The sequence below is a fragment of the Oscillibacter acetigenes genome, assembly GCF_025567605.1.
GTDB lineage: Bacteria > Bacillota > Clostridia > Oscillospirales > Oscillospiraceae > Oscillibacter > Oscillibacter welbionis.
The window spans coordinates 191,412-198,551 of the sequence record NZ_JAOQKG010000002.1; the positions used below are offsets into that span (position 1 = coordinate 191,412).

Consider the following 7,140-nt stretch of genomic DNA (forward strand, 5'->3'; position numbering starts at 1 on the left):
CCCGGTCGGAGAAGAAGCCCTCTCCCGCCACAAAAGCCACGTTCACAGCCGGGTCTGTGGAAGACTCCTGCAGCAGGGCGGAGGTGTCGATGCCGCCGGGCAGCTCCACCCAGGTGAAGAGGCCGCCGTCCGGATTGCTGTGCTTGGTACCGGCGGGGAAATACCGGTCGATGCTCTGGAGCATCACGTCCCGGCGCCTGCGGTACAGGTCGCAGATCATCTGGTGGTGGGCCGGGTAACAGCCCCGCTTGAAGAACTCCGCGCAGAGGATCTGGGGCAGCATGGAGGTGTGGGAGTTGGTGGCGGACTTCACGTCCACCAGATGCTGGATGGTCTCCGTATCCGCCACCACATAGCCCAGGCGGGAGCCGGGGGAGAAAATCTTGGAGAAGCTGCCCGCCATCACCACATGGCCTGTGGTGTCGAAGTGCTTGATGGGAGGCAGGTCCTCTCCGCTGTACCGGATATCCCGATAGGGGTCGTCCTCCAGCACCAGCACGTCGTATTTGGCGGCCAGCTCCGCCACGGCCTTCCGCCGCTCCAGGCTGAGGGTGCGGCCGCTGGGGTTCTGGAAGGTGGGAATGACATAGATCATCTTGGGATGGCACTGCCGGATCTTCCGCTCCAGATCCTCCGGGATCAGGCCGTTGTCATCCATGGCCACACCCACGCACCTGGCCTCGAACATATCGAAGATCTCCACGGACTGGACGAAGGTGGGGGCCTCCACCAGGATCACGTCGCCGGGGTCGATGTACGCCTGGCAGGCCAGGTTGATGCCCTCCAGGCCGCCGGTGATGATTATGACGTTGTCCACGCCGCAGTCGATGCCCTTGGGAGCCAGCAGTTCCCGGACCACCACCTCCCGCAGGTCCCGGATCCCCTCAATGGGGCCGTACTGCAGGGCCTCCACGCCCCGGGTGTCCGTCCGCAGCACCTCGTCGGCCAGCTGGCGGATGGTGTCCACCGGCAGGGCCTCTCTGGCGGGGGAACCGCCGCTGAAGGAGATGATGTCCGGGTTGGTCATGGACCCGAACAGTCCTTTGACCACATTGGCCGTGAAGGCCATTTTTTCCATACGCTTGGCATAAGGCACCATTCTGCGCTGTCCTCCATTTCAAGGGCGCGCCCTTCCGGCGCGCCGCTGTGTGATTTGATCGTTTCAGTATACCACACCAGGCGGGAAAACTCAATTCCCCAAAAACAAGCCGTCCCGGGGCAATGCCCCGGGACGGGAGGATGGTCATTCCAGGGGAATTTGGATGTCTCCCACCTGCACGGCGGCGACCTGGCTCACGTCCAGCAGATGCTGGAAGGAGCAACTGAAGGACAGAGAGAAGGGAAGCGCCTCGTCGGGACGGCTGCCGGTGCTGCCGCTGAGTCCGCTCCGGGTCAGCTCCTGTACCGGCAGGGCATTGCCGTCCGTCAGGACCAGGGAGGTGGCCGCCCGCAGATCTTCGAGACCCTCATAAACGGTGTTACCGGTGAGCTGCACATGGATGGAGAAGGGGGACAGGACCGTCTGGACAAAGACACCGTCCTGCTGGTAGGAGGCCGTCAGCGTCTGGGAGGATCCCGTCGGCTGGAAAGTCACCAGGGCCGGATGGTCTGTCACAGCGGTGTCCACGCCGTCCACCCGTAGGACAGGGGGCGTCAGCAGCACCGTCACCGGCTGGGCGGTGAAGTCGGCGCTGCCGGATTTCACGGCGATATGAAAGAGATAGGTGAGGGTATTGGTCTCCATGTCATAGCCCTGGCTCTCCGAGCCGCCGGAGCTGCCGCTGGTGTAGTTGATCAGGCGGAAATCCGCCAAACTGCTCCCAGCTCTTTCCACGTAGCCGCAATATGAGGTGTAGTCTGTCCAGTCGATGTCCGCCCACCTGTCCTGGTCGGCGGCCTTCAGCTCCTCCCAGGAAATGTCGCCGGTGAGATAGTAGGAGATATCTGGCAGGTCGATACAATTTGCCTGCCAGTCCTCGCTTTCATAGGCCATCTCCACGAGCTCCCGGTCCACTGTGTCCGGCAGCCGGTAGTCCAGAATCAGATAAAGGTTCTTCTCGGAGACCAGGGCCTCCCGGATGGTCACGGCCACATCGTCGCAGACGGAGATGACATTCACCTTCTGGAAGGCCTTCTCCGCCATGGGGGTTTCCGCCGCGTCGGGGCCAAAGTAGCCGGTGAAAATATCATCCCAGTCCACCAGCACCGCTGCCCCCACGGACAGCGTCAGTACAACAGCCAGCACCGCAGCCAGCAGCGCCTTTCGGAAAAATCCCCGGGGGCGGTAGACGGCGGTCCGGGCCTGAGGTTCCGGCTCCGCGGACAAAACAGCCTCCCGCAGCTGTTCCTCCAGCTCCGGCGGGGGCGCGCAGTGTTCCATTGACTCGTGATAGCGATTCATAAGCTCTCCTCCCATGTGTTCCGCAGGGCGTCCCGGCCCCGCTTCAGCCGCATTTTCACCGTGGGCACCGTCACCCCCAGGAGCCGCGCGATCTCCCGGAGGGTGTAGCCCTCGTAGTAGTGGAGGTGAAGGACTGTCCGCTGGGACTCCGGCAGGGCGGCCACGTGGTCCAACAGGCCCAGCTCCTCCGGCGTGACGGCGGCGGAGGCGGCCTCCAGCGGCAGCTCGGACCGGCTGGATCGCTTCCAGGCGTCCCGACACTGGTTCAGGGCCACCCGGAACAGCCATCGCCGCTCGTGGTCCGGCGAGGCAAAGACCGGCGCCCGGTACAGCCGCTTGCAGAACACCTCCTGCAAGATATCCTCCGCATCCGCCGGGTTCTTCATCTGGATCAGGCAGAATCGGTACAGGGACGGCCCATAGGTCCGGTATACCTGCTCAAAGAGCTGCTCCGCTTCGGTCACTGGCCTCACCTCCTTCTGCTGTGATTACGAGTGAGCGGGGCAAAAGGTCACAAAGAACTGCAAAAACTCCCCGGCTTCTGCCGGGGAGTTTCAGTTCAGGGCATCCGCCTGCTGTGTGAAGAGCTCCGTCACCCGCTCTGCCGTGGCGGGGCAGGAGGTGAGCGCCGGGTCCTGTGCCAGCAGCTGCTCCGCCGCCTGACGGGCCTCCTGCAGCAGCTGGGTGTCGCAGCCCAGATCCGCCACCTTCAGCCCCGGCAGGCCGTGCTGGCGCGCTCCGAAGAAGTCACCGGGGCCCCGGAGCCGCAGGTCCTCCTCCGCGATCTGGAAACCGTCAGTGGTCTTGGTCATGACCTTCAGCCTCTGCCTCGTCTCCTCGTTTCGGTTGTCGGAGATCAGGATGCAGTAGGACTGATGCTTCCCCCGGCCCACCCGGCCCCGCAGCTGGTGGAGCTGGGAGAGGCCGAACCGCTCCGCGTTCTCGATCACCATCACCGCGGCGTTGGGCACATCCACCCCCACCTCGATGACGGTGGTGGACACCAGGATGTCCGTCTCATGGGCAGCGAAGGCGGCCATGACGGCGTCCTTCTCCTTGGGCTTCATCTTGCCGTGGACGAAGGCCACCTTGAGATCCGGAAACACCTCGGACTGGAGCTTTTTGGCGTATTCCGTCACCGCCTTGCGCTCGTCGGGGAGCTGGTCATTCTCCTCTACCATGGGACAGACGATATAGGCCTGGCGGCCCTCGCCCACCAGCTTGCGGATGAAACGGTACACCCGCTGGTGATAGCCCCCGGTGACGGCGAAGGTCTGCACCGGCTGGCGGCCGGGGGGCAGCTGGTCGATGATGGACACGTCCAGGTCTCCGTAGAGGATCAGGGCCAGGGTCCGGGGGATGGGGGTAGCGGACATGACCAGAATGTGGGGGTGGTCCCCCTTGGCGGCCAGTTCCGCCCGCTGGGCCACACCGAAGCGGTGCTGCTCATCCGTCACCACCAGGCCCAGGTCGCGGTAGGCCACGCTGCCGGTGATGAGGGCGTGGGTGCCGATGGCAAAGTCGATCTCCCCGCTCTCCAGTTGCTGAGTGATGGACCGTTTCGTCTTGGCGGTGGTGGAGCCGGTCAGCAGGGCGCACCGGATACCCAAATTTTCCAGCAGAGGGGCCAGGCCCTGGTAGTGCTGCTGGGCCAGGATCTCCGTAGGGGCCATCAGGGCCGCCTGGCGGCCATTCCTCACCATGAAGTACACGCAGGCGGCGGCCACCATGGTCTTTCCGGAACCCACGTCTCCCTGACAGAGCCGGTTCATGGGCGTGCCGGAGCGCATGTCCGCCAGTGCTTCCTCCACACAGCGGCGCTGAGCGTCCGTCAGGGTGAAGGGCAGGGCACGGTAGAAAAGCTCCATGTCCACGCCGCCGCAAGGGGGCACGTGGACCACCTCCCGGCGGGAGCGGAGCCGCTCCAGCCCGATGGTGAAGAGGAACAGCTCCTCAAAGGCCAGCCGCCGCCGGGCCAGGTCCAGGGCCTCCGCGCTCTCCGGGAAGTGGATGTTCTCATAGGCGTACTCGATGCGGCAGAGCTGATGGTCCCGCCGCACACGGTCCGGCAGCACGTCCGGCAGGATGTCCGCGCAGGCGTCCAGCCCCTGGCGGATGGACCGGGACAAAATCAGCTGGCTGACTCCGGCGGTAAGGGGATAGATGGGCACGATGCGGCCGGTGACCTCCCGCCGCCCCTCCGGCTCCACCACAGGATTGGCCATCTGATGCCGGAGGAGGGAGCCCTCCGCCCGGCCATAGAAGATATAGGTCTCTCCCTGGTGCAGGCTGTTTTTCAGCCACGCCTGGTTGAAAAAGGTCACATCCAGGGTGCCGGTGTCGTCCACCGCCCGGAGCTTCACCAGATCCAGCCCCTTGCGGATGTGGGAGATGGTGGGCGGGGACGCCACCATGGCGGCCACGCCGGCGGTCTCGCCGGGCACCAGGTCCGCAATGCGCCGCAGGGCAGAGCGGTCGTCGTAGGCCCGGGGGAAGTAAGAGATCAGGTCCCGCAGGGTGGCGATGCCCAGCTTGCCCAGGGCCTTGGCCCGCTGCTCCCCGATGCCCTTGATGTACCGCACATCTGTGTTCAGGTCCGCCATGGAATCACCTCCCGCCTTGCAAATTATTGGTCTCCATTATATAATGGCGCCGGAGAAAAAACAAGGAGATGGGCGCATGGTCACCTGGAAGAAGTGGGCGGCCCGCGGAGTCTGATGTGTGGGTTTGTTCGGCGGGATGATCGCGGCTGGAACCGGCCTGTGGCCCCTGGGACCCATTGGATCAGCAGCAGTGATGATGGTGTTGGGGGCTGGTCCTGTGGAGCAGGCGATATCAGCGGTGTTTGTGTGCCCCTCCTGCGGCGCAGAGTTATCGGGACAGGACTTCCGATCATCCAGGTGGAGTCCGGATGGGACTGATGCATTGCCGCAGTTGTGGAGCGATGCTTCCCGTAGAGGAATGCCGCAGAAAAGAGCTATAAAAAAGAGCCCGGAATCCCGGGCACTTTTTTGTAACAAAACTACTGCCCATGCGTCCTATGGCAGAGAGGAGGGGAGGCCGTGCCGGATTTTGAGGAGATCTATCAGACGTATTTCGCCGACGTGTACCGCTACATCCTGGCCCTCAGCCGGGACGCCCACACGGCGGAGGAGGTGACCCAGGAGACCTTCTTCCGGGCATTGGCCTCCATCGACCAGTTCCGGGGGGACTGCCAGCTGCGGGTGTGGCTGTGCCAGATCGCCCGGAACCAGTACCTCTCGCTGTGCCGGGAGCGAAAGCACCGGGGAGAGCTGGAGCAGGAGCCGGGGGACGACGGGCTGGAGTGCGACTTTGCGGACCGGGACGCCGCCAAGCGGCTCCACCGGCTGCTCCATGACCTGCCGGAACCCTACAAGGAGGTGTTCTCCCTGCGGACCTTCGGGGAGCTGCCCTTTGCCCAGATCGGGGAGCTCTTCGGCAAGACGGAGTCCTGGGTCCGGGTCACCTACTTCCGGGCCCGCCAGAAATTGAAGGAGGGATTTGATGGACCAGCTGGACCATGATATCGTACAGGACCTGCTGCCCCTGTACCACGACGGCGTCTGCTCGGACAAGAGCCGGGCGGCGGTGGAAGAACATCTGAAGACCTGTGAGGACTGCCGGGCCGCCCTAACGGCTATGGACGCGCCCCTGCCGGAGGTGGAAAAGGCCGCCGATGACGCGGCGGTAGCAGTGAAAAAAATATCCGGTGAGTGGAAGAGGGGCAAGCGCCGGGCCCATATCATTGGCGTGATTGTTGCCGTGGTGGTATGCGCGGCCGCCGCAGTGGGGATTTGGACCCTCACTACATGGACGTGCATCCCCATGGATGGCGGGGACTATACGCTGGATGTTTACCGGCTGAGGAGCGGAGGCGTGGGGGTCCACTGGGATTTTCGGGAGGGCCGGGAGACCTGGTATGCCCTGACATTCCGGGAGGAGGCGGACGGACTTCACTACTATCTGGAGCGGCCCATTCTCCGGGTGGAGTTGTTTGACTTTGACAGCAACTATAACCGGGGCGGGGACGCCATGTTTGAAAGCTGGTCGGATGATGCCATGGAGACCGAAGCGATCTACTTCGGCTTGGGTGAGGATGCCGTCTTGCTGTGGAAAGAGGGCGAGGAAGTGGACTTGCCCGCCGCCACCGCCGCCCAGGAGGAGATGTGGGCGATTGCGGAACTGCCACCGCAGGAGGTGCCGCAGGAATGAGAAAAGATGTCATTCCAGTGGAAGATGCACAGGGCGGGCCGCGCAGCCCGCGGCGTTTCCTCCGTCTTCTGGCCCTGCTCCTCGCCGCCTTCGCCCTGCTCTCCGCTGTGTGGTATTTCACAGCCTACCGGCCCTATGATGTTTACATGGAGGCCCTGCGGGCCCAGCCCGGGTGGCGGGAGGCTCCGGCCCTCCCGGGGTGCGGCACGGATGGGGAGGGTTACAACTGTAATGTGGCCCGGCCTGGATTTCTCCATTGGACGGGGAATCTGGGGATTGGCATGCCGAACCTGACGCTGGAAAACGGGGAGGAGGTGGGCTTCACAGATTCCCTCCTGATCTGGCCCCGGATGACCGGCGAGCCGGAACTGGGCGTCCTTCTCTTTGAGTATGACTTTCAGGAGGACGGCGTCACCTGTGCCGGCCACCAGCTCTACATTACGGCGGCGGGAGAGTACCGCCCCTATGGAGATGCGGCGGAGGACGCGGCCAATGCGCAGCTGCTG

General features: G+C 64.0%; 7 protein-coding genes. 3 read left to right on the forward strand and 4 right to left on the reverse strand.

The window, feature by feature from the left end:
• The 4 genes from OCV80_RS04820 to recG form a co-directional block, all read right to left on the reverse strand.
• Nucleotides 1-1,099: aminotransferase-like domain-containing protein (locus tag OCV80_RS04820; protein WP_267288247.1), on the reverse strand; the 1,099-nt coding region annotated here is incomplete at its 3' end.
• Nucleotides 1,100-1,243: 144 nt separating this feature from the next.
• Nucleotides 1,244-2,401: a hypothetical protein gene (locus OCV80_RS04825; RefSeq protein ID WP_136891474.1), complete on the reverse strand. Its 1,158-nt coding sequence runs from the start codon at nt 2,399-2,401 to the stop codon at nt 1,244-1,246.
• The gene (locus OCV80_RS04830; protein WP_158629792.1) at nt 2,398-2,865 is read right to left on the reverse strand and encodes an RNA polymerase sigma factor; all 468 of its coding nucleotides are present in this window, start codon (nt 2,863-2,865) and stop codon (nt 2,398-2,400) included. The genes OCV80_RS04825 and OCV80_RS04830 overlap by 4 nt, the downstream gene beginning before the upstream one ends.
• 90 nt (nt 2,866-2,955) lie before the next feature.
• A complete protein-coding gene (gene recG, locus OCV80_RS04835) occupies nt 2,956-5,004 on the reverse strand; it encodes an ATP-dependent DNA helicase RecG (RefSeq protein WP_267288248.1) in 2,049 nt (682 codons plus the stop codon).
• A gap of 459 nt (nt 5,005-5,463) precedes the next feature.
• Here recG and OCV80_RS04840 point away from each other — a divergent pair, with 459 nt between their 5' ends.
• The 3 genes from OCV80_RS04840 to OCV80_RS04850 all read left to right on the forward strand — a co-directional run.
• Nucleotides 5,464-5,946, forward strand: a complete 483-nt coding sequence (locus OCV80_RS04840) for an RNA polymerase sigma factor (RefSeq protein ID WP_136891475.1) — start codon at nt 5,464-5,466, stop codon at nt 5,944-5,946.
• On the forward strand, nt 5,927-6,634 hold the full coding sequence (locus OCV80_RS04845; protein ID WP_136891476.1) for a zf-HC2 domain-containing protein: 708 nt from the start codon (nt 5,927-5,929) through the stop codon (nt 6,632-6,634). Before OCV80_RS04840 ends, OCV80_RS04845 begins: the two co-directional genes overlap by 20 nt.
• Nucleotides 6,631-7,140: hypothetical protein (locus OCV80_RS04850; RefSeq protein ID WP_267288249.1), on the forward strand; the 510-nt coding region annotated here is incomplete at its 3' end. The genes OCV80_RS04845 and OCV80_RS04850, both read left to right, overlap by 4 nt.